Below are 23,264 nucleotides of genomic sequence, written 5' to 3'. Positions count from 1 at the left end.
CCGGGGCCTGTCTAGCGCGGAGCGGGTTCGAGCGGCAGGGCGGCCCAGATCACCTTGCCGCCGCCCGCGGTGTGGGCGACGTCGCACGCCCCGCCCGCCTCGCGGGTGATCTCCCGGACCAGGAGCAGCCCGCGCCCGCCCGTCCGGCCGTGATCGGCCTCCAGGGCGGTCGGGCGGTAGGGATGGTCGTCCTCCACGGACACCCGGACCCACTCGGGCCCCACCGCGACCTCCACGGCGAGCACGGGCGAGAGCACCGCCGCGTGCCGGACGGCGTTGGTGACCAGCTCGGACACGATCAGGAGCAGGCCCTGGGTCACGTCGTCCGAGACCGGGACGCCCTGGCGCACCAGCAGGTCCCGCACGGCGTGCCGCGCCTGCGGGACCGACTCGTCCACGGTGGGGGCGGTGAACCGCCAGACGCCTTCGTACGGCAGCGGCCCGGCGGGCCCGGTCTCGTCCATCGTCCGGTCGCCACCCCTGGGCTCGATTGTCACCACACCCCTGAGTGTTGGTAACGCGTCCCTTCCTTCCGGGAAAGTGAACACAAGTCAGCGGGTATCGAGCGCTTCTGACCATCGGCGTATGACACGGTCAGGTGTGGGACCGTTCCTGTCCCACCCGCAACGTCCGTGCGGTCCCCCGGTCGGCGGATAGCATCCGGGCCATGGAGCCGCAGCTGCTGCACCGGGTCACCGACTCGGTCGCCACCGTAGTCGTCCACCATCCCGCCAAGCGCAACGCCATGACCGCCGCGATGTGGCGGGCGCTGCCTCCGCTGCTCGACGCCCTGGCGGGCGATCCGGCGGTGCGGGCGCTCGTACTCACCGGCGAGGGCGCGACGTTCTGCGCCGGGGCCGACATCTCGACGCTGCGGGAGTCCGCGGAGGAGGCGCAGGGACTGGCCGTCCGCGCCGAGGAGGCCCTCGCGTCCTTCCCCAAGCCGACGCTGGCCGCCGTCCGCGGTCACTGCGTGGGCGGTGGGGCGCAGTTGGCGGCCGCCTGCGATCTGCGGTTCGCCGAGGAGACCGCGCTGTTCGGGGTGACCCCGGCCAAACTGGGGGTGGTGTACCCGGCGTCGTCGACGCGGCGGCTGGTGTCGCTGACCGGACCGGCCACCACGAAGTACCTGCTGTTCTCCGGGGAGTTGATCGACGCGCAGCGGGCGCTGCGCACGGGGCTGGTCGACGAGGTGCTGCCGGAGGGCGGACTCGGCGAGCGGGTCGACCGGTTCGCCCGGCTGCTGGTGTCGCGCTCGCAGCTGACCCAGGCCGCGGCGAAGGAGTTCGCGAACGGGCGCACGGACCGGGACGCGTACTGGACCGCGCAGGCCCGCGGCAGCGGCGACACCGCCGAGGGGGTCGCCGCCTTCCTGGAGCGCAGGCAGCCGCGTTTCGACTGGACCGCGCCGACGGGCGTGACTACGTCAGGGTGAACCTGCTCTTGCCGCGGAACTCCTCCACGAGGTGGGCGGGCGCCTTCTGCGGCGACCCGGCGTCGTAGGGCGGCTGCGGGTCGTACTCGGTCAGCAGCTGGACCGCCCGGGCGTGGTCGTCGCCGGCGATCCGGCCGAGCAGGGTCAGGCCCATGTCGATGCCGGAGGAGACGCCCGCCGCGGTGACGTACTTGCCGTCGGTGACCACCCTCTCGCCGGTCGGTTCGGCGCCGAACCGTTCGAGGTGGGCCAGGGCCAGCCAGTGCGAGGTGGCGCGGCGGCCCTCCAGCAGGCCGGCGGCGGCGAGCAGCAGTGAGCCGGTGCAGACCGAGGTGGTCCAGGTGCTGGTGGCGTCGGCGGTGCGCAGCCAGTCCAGCAGGGTCTCGTTCTCCATCTGCGCCGTCTGGCCGGGACCGCCCGGCACGACGACGATGTCCGGGGCCGGCACCTCGGCCAGCGTCCGGTCGGCGGTGAGCGCGAGGTTCCCGGTGTCGGTGCGCACCGGGCCCGCCTGTTCGGCGACGAAGACCGTCTCCGCGTCCGGGAGGCGGCCGAGGGTCTCGTAGGGGCCGACGGCGTCCAGGGCGGTGAAGCGGTCGAAGAGGAGGATGGCTGTCTGCACGGGGTTCCTTCCGGTGGGCGGTCCCGGGCGGGCCGGGTGTCATGTGGTGCGGGGCGGGGGCGCGCTTCCGCCTTCCGGCTTCCGGTCCTGGTCACCGGTGCCGTGTGCGGGGCCGGGTCACCCGCCGGCCGAACGGTCCCGCGTCGCGGGGGTGCCGGTGGCCCCGGTGCCGGGGGCGGCGCGGGACGGGTCCGTGGGGGCGGGGCGGAAGCGGCGGCGGTACTCGGCCGGGGCCGTGCCGAGGGACCTGACGAAGGCGCGGCGCATCGCCTCCGGAGTGCCGTAGCCGCTGGCCCGGGAGACCTGGTCGACGCCCGCGCCGGTGTCCTCCAGGAGCCGGCGCGCGTGCTCGATCCTGACCCGGTCGACGTACCGGCCGGGTGTCGTGCCGGTCTCCGCCCTGAAGGCCCGGGCGAAGTGACGGGGCGAGAGGCCCGCGCGGGCGGCGAGGGACTCGACGCCCAGATCGGCGCCGGGGTGCTCGGTGATCCACCGCTGCACCTCCCGCAGGGGCTCGCGGCGTGCGGTCTGGGCGGCGAGCTGGGCGCTGAACTGGGCCTGGTTCCCGGGCCGGCGCAGGAACACGACCAGGTGGCGGGCGATGGTCAGGGCCGTCTCCCGGTCCAGGTCCTCCTCCACCAGGGCCAGGGCGAGATCGATGCCGGAGGTGACCCCGGCGGACGTGGCGACGTGGCCGTCGCGGACGTAGATCGGATCGGGGTCGACGTCCACGGCCGGGTGGTCGCGGGCGAGCCGGTCGCAGTAGGCCCAGTGGGTGGTGGCGCGGCGGCCGTCGAGCAGCCCCGCCCGGGCGAGCAGGATCGCCCCGGTGCAGACGGAGACCAGGCGCCGGGCGCGCGGCCCGTGTCCCCGCAGCCACGCGATCAGGCGCGGATCGGGATCCCGGGTCCCCTGGCCGCCGGGGACGATCAGGGTGTCCGGACCGGACGCCGCGGCGAGCGCCTGGTCGGGTACGACGGTCAGACCGCTGGACGTGCGCACCGGGGCTCCGTCCAGCGAGGCGGTGCGGATGCGGTAGGTCCCCGGCGCGTGCTTCTCTGCGCCCGCGAAGACCTCCACGGGGCCGGTGACATCGAGACTCTGGACGTCGTCGAACAGGACGAGGAGGACGGTTCGCTGCGCCATGCCCTCGATTGTTCGTCCGCACGGCGATGGCCGCAATGACGCGTTTCCCACCTTTCCTGCCATGCCCGTGCGGTCCTCGGAAGGGACTGCGCCCAGGGCCTGGAGGACGTACTGAGCGGTTGGTAACGTGCGTGGCATGACAACCGCCGTCCTCGACGCACGCGCCGGCCGCCGCTGCCACAACGCGCTCAACACGCTGCACTCGACGCACTACTTCTCGCCCGACCTGGGCCGGGAGCTGGGCGCCCTCGGGGTCACCGACCCCCGGGCCGTCAACTTCGCGGCGCGCGCCGCCGCGCTGGGTCCGGTCGGCGCCGGAGTCGTGACGGCGGCCTTCTACAACTACCGGCACGATCTCGTCGCCCGGCACGTGCCCGCCGTGTGGGAGACCGTCACGCCGGGGCAGGCCCTGGCCGCACGGGAGCGGGCCGTCGACGCGACCCTGCGCCGGCTGCTGGGCGAGGAGATCCTGACCTCCCCGCAGATGTCGGAGGCGGCCGGTCTGGCGCTGCGCGCCGCCGAGGGCTGCGCCCGCGGCGCCCGCCCCCTCTACGCGGCCCACGCCGACCTCCCGGTGCCCGAGGCACCGCACCTGGCGTACTGGCACGCGGCGACCCTGCTGCGCGAACACCGGGGCGACGGCCATGTCGCCGCGCTGGCGGCCGCGGGCCTGGACGGTCTGGAGGCGCTGGTGACGCACACCGCGACCGGCAAGGGCATGACACCGAAGTGGATCTTCAACACCCGGGGCTGGAGCCGGGAGGAGTGGGACGCGGCGACGGACCGGCTGCGCGGGCGCGGGCTGCTCGACGAGGCCGGTGAGCCGACCGGGGACGGTGTGGCGCTGCGCGACGAGATCGAGCGGGAGACGGACCGGCTGGACGCGGCCCCCTACGCGCACCTCGGTGCGGACGGCGTGGCCCGGCTCACCGAGCTGGCAACGGCCTTCGCCCGTACGGCGGTCGGCGCCGGCGCCTTCCCGGGGGACCTGCTCGGCAGGGCGTGATACCGGTCCGGGCCCGGCGAGGGGGCATGTCCGGCCGCTGACGAGGTACCCGTACTGTCCCGGCCGGAGGGGCCGGGAGAGGAAAGGGGCTTTTCGTGTTCCGTGCCATCGCAGACGTCCTGCGCCAGATCGGCGGCGCCGTCGCCACCGTCGTGACTCTTCCCTTCCGAGCCGTGGCCCGGCTGTTCGGCGGGGCCTCGTCCTCCACCCGCAGCCGCAGGGTGTGATCCCGGGCCCGGAAGCGACCGTCCCGACCCGGCCCAGGTGGCGCCCTGATCCCCGATCGGTGGCGCCACCTGCCACAATTGCCGCGCAACCTCTGTGAGAAGGCGGTACGGGATCGTGACGACACCCGGGTCCAGCGCGTCCATCGACGTGAGGTCCATCGAGAGCAGGATCGCCGAGGAGCTCGGCGTACGGGAGCGGCAGGTGCGGGCCGCGGTGGAGCTGCTCGACGGCGGCTCGACGGTGCCCTTCATCGCCCGCTACCGCAAGGAAGCGACCGAGATGCTCGACGACGCGCAGTTGCGCACGCTCGAGGAGCGGCTGCGCTACCTGCGGGAGCTGGAGGACCGGCGCGCGGCGATCCTCGACTCGGTGCGCGAGCAGGGCAGGCTCACCGAGGAACTCGAAGCGCGCATCCGCACGGCGGAGACCAAGGCGCGCCTGGAGGACATCTACCTTCCGTTCAAGCCCAAGCGGCGCACGAAGGCGCAGATCGCGCGCGAGGCCGGGCTGGAGCCGCTCGCCGACGGCCTGCTCGGCGACCCGTCGGTCGACCCGCTCGCCGCGGCGGCCGCGTTCGTCGACGCCGACAAGGGCGTGGCCGATCCGCAGGCCGCCCTGGACGGCGCGCGGTCGATCCTCACGGAGCGCTTCTCCGAGGACGCCGACCTGATCGGCGAGGTGCGCGAGCGGATGTGGGTGCGCGGGCGGCTCGCCGCCAAGGTGAAGGAGGGCAAGGAGGAGGCGGGCGCCAAGTTCGCCGACTACTTCGACTTCGCCGAGCCCTTCACCGAGCTGCCCTCGCACCGGATCCTCGCGATGCTGCGCGGTGAGAAGGAGGGCGTGCTCGATCTGGTCCTGGAGCCCGAGGAGGCCACCGACGGCCCGTCGTCCTACGAGAGGATCGTCGCGAGCCGCTTCGGCATCGCGGACCGCGGCCGGCCCGGGGACAAGTGGCTCGCGGACACCGTCCGCTGGGCCTGGCGCACCCGCATCCTCGTCCACCTGGGCATCGACCTCCGGCTGCGGCTGCGCACCGCCGCCGAGGACGAGGCCGTGAACGTCTTCGCCGCGAACCTGCGGGACCTGCTGCTGGCCGCGCCGGCCGGTACCCGCGCCACGCTCGGCCTGGACCCCGGCTTCCGTACCGGCGTGAAGGTCGCCGTGGTCGACGCGACCGGCAAGGTCGTGGCCACGGACGTGATCCACCCGCACGTCCCGGCCAACCGCTGGGACGAGGCGATCGCCAAGCTGGCCCGGCTCGCCGCTCAGCACGCCGTCGAGCTGGTGGCCATCGGCAACGGCACGGCGTCCCGCGAGACCGACAAGCTCGCCGGGGAACTCATCGCCAAGCACCCGGAGCTGAAGCTCACCAAGGTGATGGTCTCGGAGGCGGGCGCCTCCGTGTACTCGGCCTCGGCCTTCGCCTCCCAGGAACTGCCGGACATGGACGTCTCGCTGCGCGGCGCGGTGTCGATCGCCCGCCGCCTGCAGGACCCGCTGGCCGAGCTGGTGAAGATCGACCCGAAGTCCATCGGCGTCGGCCAGTACCAGCACGACCTGTCCGAGGTGAAGCTGTCCCGCTCGCTGGACGCGGTCGTCGAGGACTGCGTGAACGGCGTGGGCGTGGACGTCAACACCGCCTCGGCCCCCTTGCTCTCCCGGGTCTCCGGCATCACCTCGGGCCTCGCCGAGAACATCGTCGCGCACCGGGACACCAACGGGCCGTTCAGCTCGCGGACCGAGCTGAAGAAGGTGTCGCGGCTCGGGCCCAAGGCGTACGAGCAGTGCGCGGGCTTCCTGCGGATCCGGGGCGGCAGCGACCCGCTGGACGCGTCCAGCGTGCACCCCGAGGCGTATCCGGTGGTGCGCCGGATGGTGAAGGCCACCGGACAGGAGGTGGCCGGCCTGATCGGCAACACGTCCGTGCTGCGGTCGCTCAAGCCGGACCAGTTCGTGGACGAGGCGTTCGGTCTGCCGACGGTCACCGACATCCTCAGGGAGCTGGAGAAGCCCGGGCGCGACCCCCGGCCCGCCTTCAGGACGGCCACCTTCAAGGAAGGCGTGGAGAAGCTCTCCGACCTGTCCTCCGGGATGGTCCTGGAGGGTGTCGTGACGAACGTCGCGGCGTTCGGGGCGTTCGTGGACGTCGGCGTGCACCAGGACGGGCTGGTGCACGTGTCCGCGATGTCGAAGACGTTCGTGAAGGACCCGCGGGACGTGGTGAAGCCCGGTGACATCGTCCGGGTCAAGGTGATGGACGTCGACATCCCGCGCAAGCGGATCTCGCTGACGCTGCGGCTGGACGACGAAGCGGCTCCCCAGGGCGAGGAGAAGCGCGAACGCGGCGCACGGCCGCCCAAGCAGCGGGGGCAGCAGAAGCGGCAGCCCTCGGGCGGGAAGGGGCGGCCCGCGTCGGCGCCGGCTCCCGCCGACGGGGCGATGGCCGACGCGCTGCGGCGGGCCGGCCTGGCGTAGGCCCCCGGCAGGGTGCCGGGGCGCGACGCCGTTACGCGGACGCCTCCGTCACCCTGCCGTCGGACACCTCCAGACGGCGGGTCACGCGCACCGCGTCCAGCATGCGCCGGTCGTGGGTGATCAGCAGGAGCGTGCCCTCGTAGGCGTCCAGGGCCGATTCCAGCTGCTCGATGGCCGGCAGGTCCAGGTGGTTGGTCGGCTCGTCCAGCACGAGGAGGTTGACTCCTGTGCCCTGGAGCAGGGCCAGCGCGGCCCGCGTGCGTTCGCCGGGTGAGAGGGTCGACGCCGGGCGCACGACGTGGTCCGCCTTGAGCCCGAACTTGGCCAGGAGGGTGCGGATCTCGGCCGGCTCGGTGTCCGGGGTCGCCGTGCGGAAGGCGTCGAGCAGCGACTCGGGGCCGTGGAACAGCGCGCGGGCCTGGTCGACCTCGCCGAGCAGGACGCCGGAGCCGAGGGCCGCGTGGCCGGCGTCGAGCGGGACGCGGCCGAGGAGTGCGGCGAGGAGCGTGGACTTGCCCGCGCCGTTGGCCCCGGTGACCGCCACCCGGTCCGCCCAGTCGATCTGCAGGGAGACCGGGCCGAGGACGAAGTCGCCCCGCCGGACCTCGGCGTCGCGCAGGGTGGCGACCACCGCGCCCGAGCGGGGCGCCGAGGCGATCTCCATCCGCAGGTCCCACTCCTTGCGCGGTTCCTCGACGACCTCCAGGCGCTCGATCATGCGCTGGGTCTGGCGGGCCTTGGCGGCCTGCTTCTCGCTGGACTCGCTGCGGAACTTGCGGCCGATCTTGTCGTTGTCACCGGCCTTGCGCCGGGCGTTCTTGACGCCCTTGTCCATCCAGGAGCGCTGCGTCTGCGCCCGGTCCTGGAGGGCCGTCCGCCGGTCGGCGTACTCCTCGTAGTCGTCGCGGGCGTGTCGGCGGGCCACCTCGCGTTCCTCCAGGTAGGCCTCGTAGCCGCCGCCGTAGAGATTGATCTGCCCCTGGGCGAGGTCGAGTTCGAGGACCTTGGTGACGGTGCGGGTGAGGAACTCGCGGTCGTGACTGACGACGACGGTGCCGGCGCGCAGGCCGGTCACGAAGCGTTCGAGGCGTTCCAGGCCGTCCAGGTCGAGGTCGTTGGTCGGCTCGTCGAGCAGGAAGACGTCGTAGCGGGAGAGCAGCAGGGAGGCGAGGCCGGCCCGGGCCGCCTGGCCGCCGGAGAGCGCCGTCATCGGCTGGTCCAGGTCCACCGTCAGGCCCAGCGCGGCGGCGGTCTCCTCGGCGCGGTCGTCGAGATCGGCGCCGCCCAGGCCGAGCCACCGCTCCAGGGCGCCCGCGTAGGCGTCGTCGGCGCCCGGGGCTCCGTCGACCAGGGCCTGGGTGGCCTCGTCCATGGTGCGCTGGGCCTCGGTGACGCCGGTGCGGCGGGCGAGGAAGGCCCGGACCGTCTCGCCGGGCCGGCGCTCGGGCTCCTGCGGGAGGTGGCCGACGGTGGCGGCCGGCGGGGAGAGGCGCAGCTCGCCCTGTTCCGGCGCGGTCAGTCCGGCCAGCAGCCGCAGGAGGGTGGACTTGCCCGCGCCGTTGGCTCCGACGAGACCGATCACGTCGCCGGGGGCGACGACGAGGTCGAGCCCGGTGAACAGGGAGCGGTCGCCGTGGCCGGCGGCGAGGTTCTTGGCGACGAGGGTGGCAGTCATCAGACCGTGGATTTTACCGGCGCTCCGGGGCCCGCTCACCCGGGCGTCGGGTGCCTCACCGCCGTGACCAGGACGCTCCCCGGCGCCCGCGCCACCAGGTAGGCCTCCCCCTTCACCGCCCCGGCGTCCAGGGGGACGCGGTGGCCGCCCGGTTCGAGCACCCCGTCGAAGACCTCGTGGGTGCGGGTGCGGTGGAGACGGTCGAGGCGGTACGCGGTGAGCCGCACCCGGCAGGGCGAGGTGACCTCGACGTCCGCCGCGGCGCCGGTCGCCGTCAGTCGGGCCAGCCGGTGCCGGCCGGACGGGCCGCGGCCCAGGGCGTGTTCGACCTGGGCGACGAGCAGCGGAACGATCGGGGCCAGGGCGTTGACCTCGGCCACGTCCACCCCGGCGTCGGCGAAGGCCCGGCGTACGGCCGTGTGCTTCTCGTCCGGGACCGCGTCAGCGAAGACGACGGCGCCGTAGGCCCGCAGCTCCTCGGCGGGCACCGCGCCGGCGTCCTCGGTGATGTCGGCGCCGACGCCGATGGTGCGCAGCGCGGCGGCGAGCCGGGCGGGCAGGGCTGCGCGGGCGCCGATCAGCAGGACCCGGCGGGCGGGGCGCGCGGCGCCGTCGAGCAGGGCGGCGAGGGCCGCGCGGTACTCGGCGCCGGGGAAGCGGTACGGGCCGATGCCGTGGTAGCCGTCGCGTTCCAGGTCGGCGTGTTCGCCGGTCTGCCAGGCGAAGTCGCGCCAGACGAAGTCGTCGCCGTCGCGCAGGATCACGGCGGTCACCGCGCCGCAGGCCAGGTCCTCGCACTCGGGGCAGCCGTAGATGACGTACCGGCCGCCGGGCAGGGGCGCGCCGGTCTCCAGGAGCAGGCCGCGGACCTGCGCGGTGAAGATCGCGGGAGGGACGTCGGAGGCGAGCGGGGAGACGGCGTCCAGGTCGCAGAGGCGGAACAGCAGGGGACGTCCGTCGACGACGAAGTCCAGGAAATCGCGGTGGACCTGGTAGTCGCCGTCGGCGAGCACTCCCCCGGCCCGCATCGCCGGTGTCAGCCCGAAGGTCGCGTACTCGACAGCCATGCGGTGAGTCTTCCCAGGGCGGAGCCGCTCTGCGCACGGCATGACATGTTCCGCTAACGTCCCCGTGTGGACACCGGACGGGATGCCGAGATCGTCGTCGTCGGCGGCGGGGTGGTCGGGCTGACGACGGCCCTCGTCCTCGCCGAGCGGGGCAGGCGCGTGCGGTTGTGGACGCGGGAGCCCGCCGAGCAAACCACCTCCGCGGTCGCGGGCGCGCTCTGGTGGCCGTACCGCGTCGAGCCGGTCGCCCTGGCGCGCATGTGGGCGCTGCGGTCGCTGGACGTGTACGAGGACCTGGCGGCGCGGCCCGGGGAGACCGGCGTACGGCTGGTCGAGGGGGTGCTCGGCGAGACCGGACCGGACGAGGCGGACACCTGGGCGGCCGCGCGGCTGCCGGGGCTGCGCGCGGCGACCGCGCGGGAGTACGGCGGGTCGGGGCTGTGGGCGCGCCTGCCACTCATCGACATGTCGACTCATCTGCCGTGGCTGCGGAAGCGGTTGGTGGCCGCCGGCGGTGTGGTGGAGACCCGCGCGGTGACCGATCTGGCGGAGGCCGAGGCGCCCGTGGTCGTCAACTGCACGGGGCTGGGGGCCCGGGAGCTGGTCCCGGACCCGTCCGTGCGTCCGGTGCGCGGGCAGCTGGTCGTCGTGGCGAATCCCGGCATCCGGACCTGGACGGTCTCCACCGATCCCGTGTCCGGGGAGATGGCGTACTTCTTCCCGCAGCCCGGCCGGCTGGTCCTGGGCGGCACGGCCGAGGAGGGCACCTGGTCGGCGGAGCCGGACCCCGCGGTCGCGGAGGCGATCGTGCGGCGGTGCGCGGCGCTGCGGCCGGAGATCGCCGGGGCGCGGGTGCTCGGCCACCTGGTCGGGCTGCGCCCGGCGCGGGACGCGGTGCGGCTGGAGCGCGAGCCGCTCCCCGACGGGAGGCTGCTGGTGCACAACTACGGGCACGGCGGCGGGGGCGTCACCGTGGCCTGGGGCTGTGCGCGGGAGGCCGCCGATCTGGCCACCGGCTGACACGAGGGGCCGGCACGCGTGCGCGTGCCGGCCCCTCGCCGCTCCCCCGTTGCCGACCGGCTCCCGTCGCCGGGCCGGACACCGGGGTTTGCTCAGTGGTGCTTGCCGATGGGGTCGCCCTCCACGTCGGTGCCGGGCCCCGGACCGATGCGGATCTCGAAGTCGCCCTCGTACTGCTTGTGGCCCTCGATGACGGCCAGTTCCACGGCCTCGGAGGCCATCTCGCCGCGCACGATGAGGGGGTCGCGGCGCAGGTCGCGCATGAGGGCGACGCACATGAAGATCATCACGATGACGAAGGGCGCCGCCGCGAGGATCGTGAGGTTCTGCAATCCGGTCAGCGCGTCCCCCTCACCGCTGCCGACCAGGAGCATGATGGCGGCGACCGCTCCGGTCACCACGCCCCAGAACACCACCACCCAGCGGCTGGGTTCGAGCGCGCCCTTCTGCGAGAGGGTGCCCATCACGATGGAGGCCGCGTCGGCGCCCGAGACGAAGAAGATGCCGACGAGGATCATCACCAGCAGGCTGGTCACGGTGGCGATGGGGTACTCCTGGAGCACGGCGAAGAGCCGGCCCTCGGGGGTCGTCTCGTCGCCGAGCCGGTTCTGCTCCTGGAGCCGCATCGCCGAGCCGCCGAAGATCGCGAACCAGATGAGGCTGACGGTGCTGGGGACGAGGATGACGCCGCCGATGAACTGACGGATGGTCCGGCCGCGGCTGATGCGGGCGATGAACATGCCGACGAAGGGCGTCCAGGAGATCCACCAGGCCCAGTAGAAGACCGTCCAGCTGCTCAGCCAGTCCGCCACGCCCTCGCCGCCGCTGATCTCGGTGCGGCCGGCCATCTCGGGCAGGTCGCCGAGGTAGGTGAAGACCGAGGTCGGCAGCAGGTCCAGGATGAGGATGGTCGGACCCGCGACGAAGACGAACACCACGAGGAGCAGGGCCAGCACCATGTTGGTGTTGGACAGCCACTGGATGCCCTTCTCCACACCGGAGATCGCGGAGGCCACGAACGCCACGGTCAGCACCGCGATGATGCCGACCAGCAGTCCGGTACTGACCTTGTCCATCCAGTCGAGCTTCTCGACGCCGGAGCCGATCTGCAGGGCGCCGAGGCCCAGCGAGGCCGCCGAGCCGAAGACCGTCGCGATGATGGCCAGGATGTCGATGATCCGGCCGCTGACGCCGTTGGCGTGCCGCTCACCGATGAGGGGGGTGAAGACGGCGCTGATGGTCTGGCGGCGCCGCCTGCGGAACGTGCTGTAGGCGATGCCGAGGCCGACGACCGCGTAGATGGCCCACGGATGGAGGGTCCAGTGGAACAGGGTGGTCGCCATGGCCGTGGCCATGCGGTCGCCGGTGTCGGCGGGACTGGTCCCGGGCGGGGCGGTCTCGAAGTGCGCCAGCGGCTCGCTCACGCCCCAGAACATCAGACCAATGCCCATGCCCGCGCTGAACATCATCGCGACCCAGGACACCGTGCGGAACTCGGGCTCCTCGCCCTCGGCCCCGAGGTGGATGCGGCCGTAGCGGCTGGCCGCGAGCCAGAGCGCGAAGACGACGAACCCCGAGGCGGCCAGGACGAACGCCCAGCCGCCGTTGTGCATCAGGCCGCTCAGCATCGTGCCGGAGGCGTCCTCCAGCGAATCGGTGCCGGCGGCGCCCCAGATGACGAAGGCGAGGGTCAGAGCCGCTGTGACGCCGAAGACGATCCAGTCGGTACGGGGCTTGTGCTCCTGCCCCGGGAGGCCCGCTTCCGCACCCGGAAGCGTGCCTCTCTCGTGGTGTTCCTTGTCGCTCGGTCGGTCCTGCGTCACAGGTGGCACCTTTCACGTCGGTGAGGCTGAAAATAGTCCTCTGCTACGCCCTTACCACGTGCGACACGGAACTCACCTCTTCAGCAGGTGGTGTCGGGTTCACCCACCGTCAGGCGGTACGTCGCCCGCTCGTCCAGGAGCAGCGGCACCAGGGCCCGCAGGGGCTGGCGCAGAGGCACGTAGGCGCCCTCCTCCCCGGTCCGGTGCGCCCGTACACCGTGCAGGGCCAGTTCGTCCCGCACCTCCTGGTACTGGGCGGCGCCGAGCCGGTAGCCGCAGGGCGGGTCCTGGAGCACCTCCCCGGGTTCGGCCGGGTCGTTGTCCGCGCCGCCGAGGTACACGGGGCCGGTGTCGGTCAGGCCGGACCACCGGGCGGTCGCGGTGGCCGCCTCGACGTGTCCGCGCCGCCGGTCGGCGAAGCGGAACAGGCCGTCCAGGGCGGCGAGCTGGGAGTCGACCCGGCGCCGGTTGTTCAGGGCCGGGTCCGCGCGTTCGGCGTCGGTGAGCGGGTCGACGCGGCTCTCGATGAGCAGGCCGACCGCGTGCTTGACGCCGGACATGTTCCGCAGGATGCGTTCCTGGCCGTCGCCGGCGGTCTGCCGGATCGGGTCGCCGGTGACGGGGTCGGTCCAGATGCCGTAGGTGCCGGTCGTGTGTCCGTCCGCCTCGGCGGCGGGGCGGACGTACCCCCCGGACAGGCCGCGGGCCTCGTCGTGGACCCGGGGGTGGGTGTTGAGGTTGCGGGGCCAGAGGTCGAACAGGTCCCGGTCGTAGTAGGGGGGTGTGGCGCCGTACTCGTGCAGGTCGTAGAGGACGTCGGGGCGCCGGTCGCGGACGACGGCGGCCAGGGCGCGGGCCTCGGCCGTCCTCAGCGCGAGGTGGTCCCGGTTGACGTCGACGCCGTCGCCGTTGCCGCGGGTGTCGGCGGCCCGACCGTCGGGGTTGGCGGTGGGGACCACCAGCACGGTGGTGCGGTCCAGGAAGCGCCGGGTCCGCCCGTCCGTCGCGTACGCCAGGTCCCGGACGGTCGACAGGCAGGCCTCGCGGCCGGAGGGCTCGTCACCGTGCTGGCTGCACACGAGGAGCACCTTGTTCGGGGCGGTGGGCCGGCCGATGGTCACCAGCTGGAGCGGGCGGTCCTGCTTCGTGGTGCCGACGCGCTCGACGGTCACACGGTCGCTCGCCCGGTCGGCGGCCGCGAGCAGCGTCTGCTCCTCGGGCTGCGTGGTCCAGCGGGCGCCGTGCGTCTGCTCGAAGCCGGTGCGGGGCGGTCGGGGCGCGGTGTCGTCGGCGTGGACCGGCGCGGCCAGGAGGGACGCGGCGAGGGCCGCGCCGGTCACGGTGAGGGTGCGCAGGCGGTTCATCGGGCTCCCTTCGGGACGCGGTGCGTCGTGTGCGGCTCGCTCACGCCGTCGAGGGGCGTGGGTGCGGGAGCGGTGGCCGCCGTATGGGCGGTGGCCCTGGCGAACGCGGCGGTGCCGCCGACGAACGGTACGCGCGCGGACGTGCGGGAGAGGTCCAGCGTGAGGGTCGGCGTGTCGGCGGGCGGGTCGATGAGGTCCTTGTCGGTGCCCGCGACGATCAGCGCGAGGCGGTGACCGGCCGGGACGACGTGGTCGGTCGCCGCCAGGTCCAGGGTGAGGGTGTAGGCCTTGCCCGGGGTCAGCGGGCGGCCCTGCCACCGGGACGCGTGGTTGCCGAGGTCGGCCCAACCGCGGCTGACGACGGTGTACTCCACGTCGGTGGTCTTCGCCGCCGTCTCCAGGTAGCAGGAGCTGTCGCCCGGCGTGCTCGGGCCCCAGCAGGTGCGGTCGGTGAGGGTGGTGACGCCCTCGCCCCGGTCGCCGTAGTCGCGGATGGTGTCGGGACCGAGGTCGACGAGGACGGCGGAGAGGTGGGCCGTGGGGGTGCTGGAGCGGGCCGTGACGGTGACCTCGGAGGAGCCGGACAGGCGCAGGTCGCGGGTGAGCGGGCCGGTGACGAAGCCGGCCTTGCCCGGGGTGGGCTCGTCGATGTGCGCGGCCCAGTCGGTCTCGCTCAGGGCGGGGTCGTCGGTGAAGGTCTCGGTGCCGCGGCCCGGGCGCAGGCCGAGGGTGCCGACGCCGGGCCGCGCGCCGTCGGCGGGGCGCAGGGTGGTGGGGGCGGTGGAGCGCGGGGGCCAGGTGCCCGAGGTCTCCCACTGGCCGGGCCGGCGTTCGATGTCGGCCATGGGCTCGTCGTCGATGCCGTTGTCGTAGCCGAGGAGTTCGTGGTCGAACCAGCGGTGCAGGGTGTCGACCCACTCGGCGCGGCGGAAGTCGAAGGGGTCGACGTGGCCGGTCTGGGAGAGCCAGATCTTGCGGTCGACGCCGTTCTTCGCGAGGGCGTCCCACCACGGGCCGACGTGCTGCATGCGGACGTTGAGGTCCTGCATGCCGTGGACGAGGAAGACGCTGGCCTTCACCTTGCCGGCGGCCTTCACGTAGTCGCGTTCGGTCCAGAGCTTCGTCCAGTCGCCGGTGCGCGGGGCGCCGGCGACGAGTTTCTGCTGGACGGCGTCGCACCGCTCGCGGGCGTCGGGGCTGTTGACGTAGTCCGACAGCCAGTCGGGGCCGGAGCCGTAGAGCGGGGCGCCCTGGCTGAAGTAGTAGTCGTACCAGGAGGAGATGGCGGCGATCGGGACGATGGTCTCCAGGCCCTCGACGCCGGTGGCGGCGACACCGCCCGCGATCGTGCCGTCCCAGCTCTTGCCGATCATGCCGGTCCTGCCGTTGGTCCACGTCGCCTTGGCGCGCTCACCACCGGTGCGGCTGGTGTACGCCTTCGCGCGGCCGTTGAGCCAGTCGACGACCGCCTTCGCGGACCGGACGTCGGAGGGGCCGCCGACGTCGACGCAGCCGTCGGAGCGGTTGGTGCCGGCCAGGTCGACGCCGACGAAGGCGTAGCCGCGCGGCACGAAGTAGTTGTCGTAGTACAGGGGCATGCCGACGACGTCGCCGTCGGCGTCGTAGGTCTTCTTCTGGCTCTCGTTGCCGCGCCCGCAGCAGGAGTAGTACGGGCTGGCGTCCATGATGACGGGGACCTTCCGTCCCTGCCGGGCGGGTTCGCGGGGACGGACGATGTCGACGGCGACGCGGTCGTCCTCGCCGTCACCGTCCCCGTCGTGGCCGGTGTCCACCCAGACGGCCTCGCGGACGGCGTCGGCGTAGGAGTGGACGGGTTCGCTCTGTCGCGGTGCGGGGTGGGCGGTCGCGGCGGGCGTGAGGAAGGTTGCCATGAGAGCGGCCGTGGCCGCCGTCGCGAGCGGTCTCCAGATCGTGAAGCGCATGCGTATCGGCATGCGCGGGACGCTACAGCGGTCAACTCCCGTGCAGAAGAGGGCGTTCGGTGGCTCCTGAGGCCGGGGGCGCCTCCGCGTGCGGGGCGCCCCGAGGCCCTCGGTCCGCTACTTCGTCAGGCCCGACAGCTCCTGTTCGGCGTTGGCCGCCACCCGGCGGCGTACGCCGAACCAACCCGCCACCAGCATCACCGCGATCACCGGGACCAGGTACAGCGTCTTGCGGCCGACCTCGGGGTCGTTCCACATCAGGACGAGGACGGAGAGCAGGAAGACGATCGTGACGATCTCCGTGACCGGGCTGCCCGGCAACCGGAAGTGCGGCCGGGTGACCAGGCCCTCGCGAGCCCGGCGCACGAAGACCAGGTGGCAGATCATGATGATCACCCAGGTGCTGATGATGCCCAGGGAGGCGACGTTCAGCACGATCTCGAAGGCCTTGCTCGGCACCAGGAAGTTCAGGCCGACGCCGAGGACGCAGACCGCGCAGGTCAGCAGGATGCCGCCGTAGGGGACCTGGGTGCGGCTCATCACGCCGGTGAACTTGGGCGCGGAGCCCGCCATCGCCATGGAGCGCAGGATGCGGCCGGTGGAGTACAGGCCGGAGTTCAGGGAGGACATGGCGGCCGTGAGGACCACGAGGTTCATCACGTCGCCGGCCGCCGGGACACCGATCTTCGACAGGACGGTGACGAACGGGCTCTGGTCGCCCGAGTAGAGCGAACTCGGCAGCAGCAGGGCCAGCAGGACGACCGAGCCGACGTAGAAGAGGGCCACGCGCCACATGATCGAGTTCACCGCGCGCGGGACGACCTTCTCCGGCTCGGCGGTCTCGCCGGCGGCGACGCCGACCAGCTCCAGGGCCGCGTACGCGAAGATCACGCCCTGCATCACCAGGACGACGGGCATCACGCCGTGCGGGAGGATGCCGCCGTGGTCGGTGATCATGCTGACGCCCGGGGTGTGGCCTCCCACCTCGTGCTGGGTGGCCAGCAGGAAGATGCCGATCAGCATGAAGCCGACGAGGGTGGCGACCTTGACGATCGCGAACCAGAACTCCATCTCGCCGAAGATCTTCACCGAGATGAGGTTGACGGCCAGCACGACCGCGAGGGCGATCAGCGCGAGCACCCATTGCGGGATGCTCGTGAACATACTCCAGTAGTGCGTGTACAGGGCGATCGCCGTGATGTCGGCGATGCCGGTCGTCGACCAGTTGAGGAAGTACATCCAGCCGGCGACGTAGGCGCCCTTCTCGCCGAGGAACTCGCGCGCGTACGACACGAAGGACCCGGAGGAGGGCCGGTAGAGGACCAGTTCCCCGAGCGCCCTGACGACGAAGAAGGCGAAGACGCCGCAGACGAGGTAGGCGATCGCGAGGGCCGGGCCCGCGTCGCGCAGGCGCCCGCCGGCGCCGAGGAAGAGCCCGGTGCCGATCGCGCCACCGATGGCGATCATGTTGACGTGGCGGGCCTTGAGGCCCTTGCTGTAACCGGCGTCGCCCGCGTCCGCGGGGATGGTCCCGGTCGCCTGGGGGTGGGCGGCGACCTGTGCCGTGTCGACGGCGTCCTTGCTCACGGGTGGTTCCACTCTCTGGTGCGCCCGGGCGGGATACGCCCAGGTCGTCCGTACAGTGACGAGGCCCGCACCACCCTTCGCGGCACAGACCAAGGCAGCACCTTCCCACGACGCTGCGTCGTCATGCGGTGGCTCATGTCACACAGCGTGACTTCTCACAAGATCGGTCGGCGGTCTCCACCTGGTGCACAAGAGGTGTCACAGCGTTGGTGAGACAGCGATACTGCTGCACATGACGACGACCGACACCGGGGAGCCCGCCCTCACGATCGACGAGCTGGCGGCACGGGCCGGCGTCACGGTGCGCACGGTCCGCTTCTACGGCACCCGGGGGCTGCTGCCGCCACCCGCGATCGGCCCGCGCCGGGTGGGACGCTACGGCGGGGAGCACCTGGCCCGGCTGGCGCTGATCGAGGAGTTGCAGCACCAGGGCATGACGCTGGCCGCGATCGAGCGGTACCTGGGGCAGCTGCCGCCGGACCTGAGCCCGCACGACCTCGCGCTGCACCGGGCCGTGGTGGCCTCCTGGGCGCCGGAGGCGGTGGAGACGGTCACGCGGGAGGAGCTGGGCCGGCGGGCGGGCCGGCCGGTGACCGACGAGGAGGTGGGCCGGCTCGTGGCGATGGACGTCGCCGCGCCCGACGGCGACGGCTACCGCGTCGACGCCGGGCTGCTGCGGCTCGGCGTCGAGCTGCTCGACGTGCCCCTCTCCCCCGAGACGGTCCTCGCCGCCCGCACCGCCCTGCTCGAACACTCCCGCGCCGCCGCGCGGGACCTGTCGCGGCTGCTGCGCGACGCGGTCGCCGAACGCGACGCGCGGGACGTGCGGTCGCTCTCCGCCCACATGCACCCGCTGGTGGTGCAGGCGCTGCTGACCACGTTCCAGCGGTCGCTCCGCGAGGAGCTGCGGGAGTGGCTCGACAAGGACGGGGACGGCGACGGGGACGGGGGCGCCGATGCGGACGCCGGCGCGAAAGCCGGCGGCGACGCCTCCGGAGGTGTCGGCACCCCCGGCGGCACCGGCGCCGGCACGGACACCGGCCCGGGCGCCGCCGGGTGATCCGGCGGCTCAGCGGCCGTCGGTGAAGACCTCCCCCTTGTCCGCCTTCTCCACCAGCAGCGCGGGCGGCGTGAAGCGCTCGCCGTAGCGGTCGGCCAGCTCGCGCGCGCGGGCGACGAAGGCGGGCAGTCCGGCGCCGTCGTCGTAGCCGTTGATGTACTGGAGGACGCCGCCGGTCCAGCCGGGGAAGCCGATGCCGAGGATCGAGCCGATGTTGGCGTCGGCGACGGAGGTCAGCACGCCCTCCTCCAGCAGCCGCACCGTGTCGAGCGCCTCCGAGAAGAGCATGCGCTCCTGCATGTCCGCGAAGGGGATCTCGTGGCCCGGCTTCGTGAAGTGCTCGCGCAGGCCCGGCCACAGGCCCGCCCGCCTGCCGTCCTCGCCGTACTCGTAGAACCCGGCGCCGCCGCTGCGGCCGGGGCGCTCGAACTCGTCCACCATGCGGTCGATGACGGCCTCGGCGGGGTGCGCGGTCCAGGTGCCGCCCGCCTCCTCCACGGCCCGCTTCGTCTCCTGGCGGATCTTGCGCGGGAGGGTGAGCGTCAGCTCGTCCATCAGGGAGAGCACCTTGGCCGGGTAGCCCGCCTGGGCCGCCGCCTGCTCGACGGAGGCGGGCTCGACGCCCTCGCCGACCATCGCCACACCCTCGTTGATGAAGTGGCCGATGACCCGGGAGGTGAAGAAGCCGCGCGAGTCGTTGACGACGATCGGGGTCTTGCCGATCTGCCGGACCAGGTCGAAGGCGCGGGCCAGCGCCTCGTCGCCCGTGCGCTCGCCCTTGATGATCTCGACGAGCGGCATCTTGTCGACCGGCGAGAAGAAGTGCAGTCCGATGAAGTCGGCCTGCCGCTCGACCCCCTCGGCCAGCGCGGTGATGGGGAGCGTGGAGGTGTTGGAGCAGAGCAGCGCGTCGGCGCCGACGACGTCCTGGATCTCCTGGAACACCTTGTGCTTGAGCGAGGTGTCCTCGAAGACCGCCTCGATGACCGCGTCGCAGCCCGCGAGGTCGGCGGCCTCGGCGGTCGGCGTGATGCGGGCGAGCAGGGCGTCGGCCTTCTCCCGCGTGGTCCGGCCCTTGGCGACGGCCTTGGCGCACAGCTTCTCGGAGTAGCCCTTGCCCTTGAGGGCCGACTCCAGGGAGACGTCCTTGAGGACGACGTCGATGCCCGCGCGGGCGCACGAGTAGGCGATGCCGGCGCCCATCATGCCGGCGCCCAGGACGGCCACCCTGGTGACCTTGCGCGGCTCCACGCCCCGGGGGCGGTTGGCGCCGGAGTTGACCGCCTGGAGGTCGAAGAAGAACGCCTGGATCATGTTCTTCGCGGTCTGGCCGGCGGCCAGCTCGACGAAGTAGCGGGCCTCGATGACCTGCGCGGTCTCGAAGTCGACCTGGGAGCCCTCGACCGCGGCGGCCATGATGTTGCGCGGCGCCGGGTAGGGGGCGCCGGCGGTCTGCTTGCGCAGGTTGGCGGGGAAGGCGGGGAGGTTGGCCGCGAACTTCGGGTGGGACGGGGTGCCGCCGGGGATGCGGTAGCCCGGCCTGTCCCACGGCTGGGCGGACTCCGGGTGGGCGTCGATGAAGGCGCGGGCCTGGGCGATCAGGTCCTCGCGGCTGTCGGCGACCTCGTCGACCAGGCCGTTCTCCAGGGCGCGGCGCGGGTTGTACTGGGTGCCCTGGAGGAGGACCTTCAGCAGCGCGTCGGTGATGCCGAGCATGCGGACGGTGCGGACGACACCGCCGCCCCCGGGGAGCAGGCCGAGGGTGACCTCGGGGCAGCCGATCTTGGAGCCGGGCGCGTCGAGGGCGACGCGGTGGTGGCAGGCGAGGGCGATCTCGTAGCCGCCGCCGAGCGCCGCGCCGTTCATCGCGGCGACGACGGGCTTGCCGAGGGTCTCGATGCGGCGCAGGTTCCGCTTGATCGCCATGCCGCCGTCGAAGAGGTCCTGGGCGGTCTCCGGGGTGACGCGGATCAGGTCGCGCAGGTCGCCGCCGGCGAAGAAGGTCTTCTTGGCGGAGGTGACGATGACGCCGCGGATCGCGTCCTTCTCGGCCTCGAGGCGGTCGGTGACCACCGCGAGGGACTCGCGGAACGCCTGGTTCATGGTGTTCGCGGACTGGGCGGGGTCGTCGAGGACGAGGGTGACGACTCCGGTGTCGTCCTGTTCCCAGCGGATGGTGGTGCTCTCGGTCGTCATGACAGGGGTCTCCAGTGAGGTCTTTGTGGCCGCGGTTCCGCAGGGAGTCAGATGCGCTCGACGATGGTGGCGATGCCCATGCCGCCGCCCACGCAGAGGGTGGCGAGGCCGTAGCGCTTGTCCTGGCGCTCCAGTTCGTCGACGAGGGTTCCGAGGATCATCGCGCCGGTGGCGCCGAGGGGGTGGCCGAGCGCGATGGCCCCGCCGTTGACGTTGACCTTGTCCAGGGAGAGGCCCATGTCCTTCACGAAGCGGAGGACGACGGCCGCGAAGGCCTCGTTGATCTCGACGAGGTCGATGTCGTCGATGGTCAGCCCGGCCTTGGCGAGCGCCTTGCGGGTGGCGGGGGCGGGGCCGGTGAGCATGATGGTGGGCTCGGAGCCGGAGACGGCGGCGGAGACGATCCGGGCCCGCGGGGTGAGGCCGTACCGGTCGCCGACCTCCTTGGAGCCGATGGCGACCAGGGAGGCGCCGTCCACGATGCCGGAGGAGTTGCCCGCGTGGTGGACGTGGTCGATCTTCTCGACCCAGTGGTACTTCTGGAGCGCCACGGCGTCGAAGCCGCCGAGTTCGCCGATGTCGGCGAAGGACGGCTTGAGGCCCGCGAGGGAGTCGGCGGTGGTGCCGGGGCGCAGGTGCTCGTCGTGGTCGAGGACGGTGAGGCCGGCGCGGTCCCGGACGGGGACCACGGAGCGCTCGAAGCGGTTCTCCTTCCACGCCGTGGCCGCGCGCTCCTGGGAGAGGGCCGCGTACTCGTCGACGTCGCGGCGGGAGAAGCCCTCGATGGTGGCGATGAGGTCGGCGCCGATGCCCTGCGGCACGAAGTTGGTGGCGAGGTTGGTCATCGGGTCGTTGAACCAGGCGCCGCCGTCCGAGGCCATCGGCACCCGGGACATCGACTCGACACCGCCGGCGAGGACCAGGTCCTCCCAGCCGGAGCGGACCTTGGCGGCGGCCAGGTTGACGGCCTCCAGGCCCGAGGCGCAGAAGCGGTTCTCCTGCACGCCGGCCACGGTGTCGGGCAGTCCGGCGGCGATGGCGGCGATCCGGGCGATGTCGGAGCCCTGGTCGCCGACGGGGCCGACGACGCCGAGCACGATGTCGTCCACGGCGGCCGGGTCCAGGTCGGGGAAGCGGGCGCGGATCTCGTGGATGAGGCCGACGACCAGGTCGACGGGCTTCGTGCCGTGCAGGGCGCCGTTCGCCTTGCCGCGTCCGCGCGGGGTGCGGATCGCGTCGTACACGTACGCTTCGGTGGTCACTGGCAGGCCTTTCACAGAGGGTTGGGTGCGAGGTTCGGGACGGTGTCCGGGCGTCGGGGCAGGTCCCAGTCGCGGGCCACGGCCTCGGCGTCGGCGCCCGGCAGGGCGGGGCCGGTGCGGACGGCGGTGGGGGTCGCGGAGAAGCGGGGCGCGGGGGCGGGCTGGGTGATGCCGCCGTGGTCGGTGAAGGTGCCGCGGGCGGCCAGGTGCGGGTGGTGCGGGGCCTCGCGGAGCGACAGGACGGGCGCCACGCAGGCGTCGGAGTCCGCGAAGACGGCCGTCCACTCGTCCCGGGTACGGGTCGCGAACCGGGCGGCGATGGCGTCGCGCAGCTCGGCCCAGCGGGCCGGGTCGTCGCGGGCGGGTGCCCGGTCGGGGATGCCGAGCAGCTCCATGAACTGCGCGTAGAACCGGGGTTCCAGGGCGCCGACCGCCATGTGGCGGCCGTCGGCGGTGGCGTAGGTGCCGTAGAAGGGGCAGCCGCCGTCGAGGAGGTTGGCGCCCCTGCGGTCCTGCCAGGCGCCGGCGGCGAGCATGCCGTGGATCATCGAGGAGAGGTGGGCCGTACCGTCGACGATGGCGGCGTCGACGACCTGTCCGGCGCCGCTCGCACGGGCGTGGTGCAGGGCGGCGAGGATCCCGACGACCAGGTAGAGGGAGCCGCCCGCGTAGTCGCCCACCAGGTTGGCCGGGACGGCCGGGGGCTCGTCCGGGGCGCCGATCATGCCGAGGGCCCCGGTGAGCGCGATGTACCCGATGTCGTGTCCGGCGCGGTCGGCGAGCGGGCCGTGCTGGCCCCAGCCGGTCATGCGGCCGTAGACCAGGCGCGGGTTGCGGGCGTGGCAGTCGTCCGGTCCGACGCCGAGCCGTTCGGCGACGCCGGGGCGGTAGCCCTCGATCAGCACGTCGGCGCGTTCGGCGAGGTCCAGGACCCTGGCCGGGCCGTCCGGCGCCTTGAGGTCGACGATCACCGAACGCTTGTTGCGGTTGGTGACGTCGCGGGCGGGGTCGATCCCGAGGCCGGCGCCGCCCGGCCGGTCGACGCGGACCACGTCGGCCCCCAGGTCGGCCAGGAGCATGGCGGCGAAGGGGCCGGGGCCGATACCGGCCAGCTCGACCACGCGCACCCCGCCGAGCGGGCCCGCACCGGGTTCCGGTCCCGGCTCTCGCCCCGGCGTCCTCGCTCCCGACATGGAGCCCCCAGTCATGTGACACAGTTGCTGTAACACCAGTGATGCTAGGAACGTGTTCCATCGGACACAAGACCCGGACGAGCAAGCGCTTAGCCAATTATGGCCGGGCCCCTCTCCGGGTCGGCAGTCCTCACGCTAGCCTCGGCCACCGGCGACGGCGCG

General features: G+C 73.1%; 18 protein-coding genes. 6 read left to right on the top strand and 12 right to left on the bottom strand.

What is annotated here, in order from left to right:
* Positions 1 to 11: 11 nt before the first annotated feature.
* Complete coding sequence (locus ACZ6EG_RS18625) at positions 12 to 464, bottom strand: ATP-binding protein (RefSeq protein WP_391972478.1); 453 nt, start codon at positions 462 to 464, stop codon at positions 12 to 14.
* A gap of 203 nt (positions 465 to 667) precedes the next feature.
* Between ACZ6EG_RS18625 and ACZ6EG_RS18620 the strand changes: the two genes are divergently transcribed.
* Positions 668 to 1,435, top strand: coding sequence for an enoyl-CoA hydratase/isomerase family protein (locus tag ACZ6EG_RS18620; protein WP_469605766.1), 768 nt, complete (start codon positions 668 to 670; stop codon positions 1,433 to 1,435).
* Here the strand turns inward: ACZ6EG_RS18620 and ACZ6EG_RS18615 are convergent.
* Both ACZ6EG_RS18615 and ACZ6EG_RS18610 read right to left on the bottom strand, forming a co-directional pair.
* Complete coding sequence (locus tag ACZ6EG_RS18615) at positions 1,422 to 2,057, bottom strand: DJ-1/PfpI family protein (RefSeq protein ID WP_469605764.1); 636 nt, start codon at positions 2,055 to 2,057, stop codon at positions 1,422 to 1,424. The genes ACZ6EG_RS18620 and ACZ6EG_RS18615 overlap by 14 nt on opposite strands.
* Before the next feature lie 117 nt (positions 2,058 to 2,174).
* Complete coding sequence (locus ACZ6EG_RS18610) at positions 2,175 to 3,203, bottom strand: GlxA family transcriptional regulator (protein WP_391972384.1); 1,029 nt, start codon at positions 3,201 to 3,203, stop codon at positions 2,175 to 2,177.
* A gap of 136 nt (positions 3,204 to 3,339) precedes the next feature.
* Here ACZ6EG_RS18610 and ACZ6EG_RS18605 point away from each other — a divergent pair, with 136 nt between their 5' ends.
* The 3 genes from ACZ6EG_RS18605 to ACZ6EG_RS18595 all read left to right on the top strand — a co-directional run bounded on the left by ACZ6EG_RS18605 (position 3,340) and on the right by ACZ6EG_RS18595 (position 6,912).
* Complete coding sequence (locus tag ACZ6EG_RS18605; protein ID WP_391972385.1) at positions 3,340 to 4,209, top strand: SCO6745 family protein; 870 nt, start codon at positions 3,340 to 3,342, stop codon at positions 4,207 to 4,209.
* 95 nt (positions 4,210 to 4,304) lie between these two features.
* On the top strand, positions 4,305 to 4,436 hold the full coding sequence (locus ACZ6EG_RS18600; RefSeq protein ID WP_252100479.1) for an LPFR motif small protein: 132 nt from the start codon (positions 4,305 to 4,307) through the stop codon (positions 4,434 to 4,436).
* Between the two features lie 115 nt (positions 4,437 to 4,551).
* Positions 4,552 to 6,912 (top strand): Tex family protein, encoded by a 2,361-nt coding sequence (locus tag ACZ6EG_RS18595; protein WP_469605760.1) that lies wholly within the window; start codon positions 4,552 to 4,554, stop codon positions 6,910 to 6,912.
* 31 nt (positions 6,913 to 6,943) lie between these two features.
* Here ACZ6EG_RS18595 and ACZ6EG_RS18590 read toward each other — a convergent pair whose 3' ends face one another.
* Positions 6,944 to 8,587, bottom strand: coding sequence for an ABC-F family ATP-binding cassette domain-containing protein (locus ACZ6EG_RS18590; RefSeq protein WP_469605758.1), 1,644 nt, complete (start codon positions 8,585 to 8,587; stop codon positions 6,944 to 6,946).
* Between the two features lie 35 nt (positions 8,588 to 8,622).
* On the bottom strand, positions 8,623 to 9,654 hold the full coding sequence (locus ACZ6EG_RS18585; RefSeq protein ID WP_469605755.1) for an oxidoreductase: 1,032 nt from the start codon (positions 9,652 to 9,654) through the stop codon (positions 8,623 to 8,625).
* 66 nt (positions 9,655 to 9,720) lie between these two features.
* On the opposite strand from ACZ6EG_RS18585, the gene ACZ6EG_RS18580 reads away from it, so the two are divergent.
* Positions 9,721 to 10,674 carry an FAD-dependent oxidoreductase gene (locus ACZ6EG_RS18580; RefSeq protein WP_391972389.1) on the top strand — a complete coding sequence of 318 codons (954 nt, stop codon included), beginning with the start codon at positions 9,721 to 9,723 and terminating at the stop codon, positions 10,672 to 10,674.
* 92 nt (positions 10,675 to 10,766) lie between these two features.
* On the opposite strand, the gene ACZ6EG_RS18575 is transcribed toward ACZ6EG_RS18580, so the two are convergent.
* From ACZ6EG_RS18575 to ACZ6EG_RS18560, 4 genes are all read right to left on the bottom strand, one after another.
* A complete protein-coding gene (locus ACZ6EG_RS18575; RefSeq protein ID WP_391972390.1) occupies positions 10,767 to 12,497 on the bottom strand; it encodes a BCCT family transporter in 1,731 nt (576 codons plus the stop codon).
* 80 nt (positions 12,498 to 12,577) lie between these two features.
* Positions 12,578 to 13,861, bottom strand: a complete 1,284-nt coding sequence (locus tag ACZ6EG_RS18570) for a M14 family metallopeptidase (protein ID WP_469605752.1) — start codon at positions 13,859 to 13,861, stop codon at positions 12,578 to 12,580.
* Positions 13,858 to 15,816, bottom strand: a complete 1,959-nt coding sequence (locus tag ACZ6EG_RS18565; RefSeq protein ID WP_391972392.1) for a Xaa-Pro dipeptidyl-peptidase — start codon at positions 15,814 to 15,816, stop codon at positions 13,858 to 13,860. The genes ACZ6EG_RS18570 and ACZ6EG_RS18565 overlap by 4 nt, the downstream gene beginning before the upstream one ends.
* Positions 15,817 to 15,921: 105 nt before the next feature.
* The gene (locus tag ACZ6EG_RS18560) at positions 15,922 to 17,391 is read right to left on the bottom strand and encodes an amino acid permease (RefSeq protein ID WP_391972393.1); all 1,470 of its coding nucleotides are present in this window, start codon (positions 17,389 to 17,391) and stop codon (positions 15,922 to 15,924) included.
* 232 nt (positions 17,392 to 17,623) lie between these two features.
* Between ACZ6EG_RS18560 and ACZ6EG_RS18555 the strand changes: the two genes are divergently transcribed.
* Complete coding sequence (locus ACZ6EG_RS18555; RefSeq protein WP_469605747.1) at positions 17,624 to 18,451, top strand: MerR family transcriptional regulator; 828 nt, start codon at positions 17,624 to 17,626, stop codon at positions 18,449 to 18,451.
* Between the two features lie 9 nt (positions 18,452 to 18,460).
* Here ACZ6EG_RS18555 and ACZ6EG_RS18550 read toward each other — a convergent pair whose 3' ends face one another.
* The 3 genes from ACZ6EG_RS18550 to ACZ6EG_RS18540 are packed head-to-tail and all read right to left on the bottom strand — an operon-like array spanning position 18,461 to position 23,102.
* Positions 18,461 to 20,647: a 3-hydroxyacyl-CoA dehydrogenase NAD-binding domain-containing protein gene (locus ACZ6EG_RS18550; RefSeq protein WP_469605744.1), complete on the bottom strand. Its 2,187-nt coding sequence runs from the start codon at positions 20,645 to 20,647 to the stop codon at positions 18,461 to 18,463.
* A 47-nt stretch (positions 20,648 to 20,694) separates the two neighbouring features.
* A complete protein-coding gene (locus ACZ6EG_RS18545; RefSeq protein ID WP_391972396.1) occupies positions 20,695 to 21,909 on the bottom strand; it encodes an acetyl-CoA C-acetyltransferase in 1,215 nt (404 codons plus the stop codon).
* 11 nt (positions 21,910 to 21,920) lie between these two features.
* The gene (locus tag ACZ6EG_RS18540; RefSeq protein ID WP_469606190.1) at positions 21,921 to 23,102 is read right to left on the bottom strand and encodes a CaiB/BaiF CoA transferase family protein; all 1,182 of its coding nucleotides are present in this window, start codon (positions 23,100 to 23,102) and stop codon (positions 21,921 to 21,923) included.
* Between the last annotated feature and the right edge of the window lie 162 nt (positions 23,103 to 23,264).

The sequence above is a fragment of the Streptomyces sp. NPDC041968 genome, assembly GCF_055589025.1.
The sequence above is the reverse complement of the archived record's forward strand: the minus strand, read 5'-3'. Positions and strand labels throughout refer to the sequence as shown.